The 2,745-nt window shown below is 41.9% G+C and carries 2 protein-coding genes; both read right to left on the reverse strand.

The window, feature by feature from the left end; translation table 11 throughout:
• Positions 1-202: 202 nt before the first annotated feature.
• Positions 203-2,404, reverse strand: coding sequence for a penicillin-binding protein (locus AC1DSB_RS17540; protein WP_477587231.1), 2,202 nt, complete (start codon positions 2,402-2,404; stop codon positions 203-205).
• A partial coding sequence (gene ftsL / locus AC1DSB_RS17545; protein ID WP_477587232.1) for a cell division protein FtsL occupies positions 2,401-2,745 on the reverse strand: 345 nt, incomplete at its 5' end. The genes ftsL and AC1DSB_RS17540, both read right to left, overlap by 4 nt.

Consider the following 2,745-nt stretch of genomic DNA (forward strand, 5'->3'; position numbering starts at 1 on the left):
CTCTTCTGCTTTCTCAGTAAGCCATTCATATTGAAAAAATTGCATGTAAATCAATTTCCCCAATGATGCAATACTTAAGCAAAAAAAGAGAAGAACCATTGTCCGAACTCTGATTTTCAATTGCTGAGGCACTCCTGCCTTCATTTTAACCACACCTTGTTTTTTAACAACGTATGATAGGAATGGAGTGCCTATTCAATATTTAATCTTGCGGAAGTGTTTCTTCTCCATCTTTAACCGGCGGTGGTTCTATTTTTTTATTGGTTTCTTCCGGTGTTTCCAATTTAATAACGATCGGGGTCTGTTCGTTCGCGACCGACCCTTTGGAAACACTTTGACTTACGACATACCCTTCTCCGACGACTTCAATGTTTAATCCGGAAAGCTCTTGGTATACCCAAATATGACGTTTAGACCAATTCGTAAAGTCCGGTATCGTGATAGGACCTTGTGTTTTCAACAGGACCAGACTCCCTGGAAGAATTTCAGTACCAGCAGCTGGAAACTGCTCTTGAACTTTGCCATTTTCTCCGATAGTCACTGCATTCATTTTATGTTCAAGCATGGTACTTTGAGCCATCGCCAAATCTTTATCTTTCACGTCCGGCAGTGTCACTGATGGAATGGATTTTACTTGCTGTGGTTTGATGTTCATGTATTTCAAACTATTTTCAGTCACGGATTTGAATATTTCCGAAACAGGAATGGATCCCACTTCACCATCTTTTAATTTCGGTTTAGAAACCGCCACATATACCACCAACTGTGGATCTTCTGCGGGAGCCATGCCAAGGAATGAATACAAATAGTTTTCATACCCTTTCTGATAGCGTCCAAACTCATCCGGAATTTCCGCAGTTCCCGTTTTTCCGGCCACCGTATAATCCGTCAGTTCAAATCTTTTAGCCGTCCCGTGTTCAGCCGTAACCGTAGAGGCCAATAACTCCCGCATTTTTTTTGCAGTTTCCGCAGAAATAGGTTTACCTGCTTGTTCCGGTTTTGAGTCATGCATGACCTCATTGGTAGAGGGGTTTACTATTTTTTCGATAACATACGGTTTCATCATGACTCCATCATTAGCAATGGCTGTTTCGGCTTGAATCAGTTGCATAGGGGTCACAGTGGATCCTTGACCAAACGTAGAAACCAGACGGTCGATCGGCCACTTACTGATAATTTCCCCGCTTGCTTCATTTGGCAGGTCAATGCCTGTTTTCTTGCCAAAGCCAAATTTGTCCAAGTATTCAAGGAAGACGGTGTCACCCAGTCTCTCTAGTAAATAAGCCATGGCAACGTTTGAGGATCGTTGGAATCCTTCTTCAAACGTAATCGTACCCCATCCTGTACGATTGTGGTCACGGATTGTTCGGTCGAGTAATGTATATTGTCCCGATTGGTACCAAGCGTTCGGATCCCATTTGCCTTCTTCCATGGCAGCAGCAACCGTAAACGTCTTCATCGTGGAACCTGGTTCTATCGTATTTTCAATAGTTTCATTCAACCAGTTTGTTGTCAGTCCTTCACGTGTTTCCGGATCGAAAGAGGGACGCTGGCTCATGGCCAGAATTTTACCCGTCTTCGGATCTGCGACCATCGCTACTATTTTCTCAGGATTATACTGTTCCTCAACACGACTCATGGCATCTTCAAGGAAATTCTGGACTGTTTTATCCAGCGTCAGATGAATGTTATGCCCATCCTGTGCAGGCGTCACCATTTCTTCAGAATTCGGTAGTAGATACCCCCATAAATCACTTTCGTATTGCACTTTTCCATTTTTCCCAGTTAATTGCTTGTTATAAATCGATTCAAGACCCATTTTACCTACTGTCTGGAAAGTGCCATCTTCCTGTTCTTCTTTCACGGCAAAACCAATTAAATGAGAAGCAAATGTCCCATTTGGGTAAAAACGTTTTAAATCTTTGACAAAAACGAGACCAGGCAATTTATGCTCCGAAATTTTCGTCATGACTTCATGACTGATATCTCTGCCAGYAGAACCAAATTCAACTTGATAAACGTCTTCTTTCGATAAACGTTCCATTATTTTCTCTTTTGATAATGGAATGTATTCAGCAAGTACAGTTGCCGTTTTCTCCACATCATTTACATGTTGCGGATTTTTTGCATCTGCCGTTGCTTCTGGACTGAGCACCGCTACTAATCGGTAGCTCAATGTATCTTCCGCAATAATTTCACCGTTTTTATCGAGAATTTTACCTCGACTCGAAGTAATCACTTGTTCTCTTTCATATTTAGCGGCTGCTTTTGCTGCAAGCGCTTGCCCATCCGCTTCTCCCGTGACCTGAATAAATATCATCCTTGACAACAATAGAAAAAAGAGCCCTCCGTAGAACAATAACATCAGAAAGGCTCCCCATTGAAATCGAAATTTCTTCTTCATTGTCCCGGTACGACCTTCACATTTTGCTCGTTCAGTTTCAAGCCAAGTGCTTTAGCTTTTTCCCAAACTCGCTCATACTTTGAGAGCTCACTAACTTGAATGGACAAATCTGTATTCTGTTTTTTTGTTTCATCGATTTGCTGTTCAATTGATCGAATGTCTTGAGCAGATGTGTGAATGCTTGCTTGTGTCTGTAAAATCATCACACAAAACAATGCAACGACGGATACGAAGACTGCAAATAATATTTTCTCACCTTTAGTAAAAATTTTCCGTTCCGGCTTAGTCGACGGATGGATGGCAGGCTGTGGATTAACGACAGGCTGCTTTATGTCTGTAAG

Source organism: Paenisporosarcina sp. P4_E4_2, assembly GCF_056401595.1.